The sequence below is a fragment of the Acinetobacter sp. WCHAc060042 genome (assembly GCF_003231195.1).
Taxonomy (GTDB): Bacteria; Pseudomonadota; Gammaproteobacteria; order Pseudomonadales; family Moraxellaceae; genus Acinetobacter.
Genome location: NZ_QKVN01000147.1, coordinates 1 through 340, shown reverse-complemented (window position 1 = coordinate 340; position 340 = coordinate 1). Strand labels below are relative to the sequence as shown.

Genomic DNA, 340 nt, shown 5'->3' with positions numbered 1-340 from the left:
CGTGAAGACGTACAACGTGGTCAAGTACTTGCTAAACCAGGTACAATCAAGCCGCACACTAAATTCGATGCAGAAGTATACGTACTTTCTAAAGAAGAAGGTGGTCGTCACACTCCATTCCTTAACGGTTACCGTCCACAGTTCTACTTCCGTACAACTGACGTAACTGGCGCGATCAAACTACAAGATGGCGTAGAAATGGTAATGCCTGGTGACAACGTTGAGATGTCAGTAGAATTAATCCACCCAATCGCAATGGACCCAGGTCTACGTTTTGCGATCCGTGAAGGTGGTCGTACAGTTGGTGCTGGTGTAGTTGCTAAAGTAACTGCATAATCAT

The 340-nt window shown here is 45.6% G+C and carries 1 pseudogene; it reads left to right on the top strand.

Annotation, left to right across the window (positions count from 1 at the left end):
* Positions 1–336 (top strand): annotated as a pseudogene (locus DPG01_RS18655) (elongation factor Tu); the annotation flags it as partial.
* Positions 337–340: the final 4 nt, after the last annotated feature.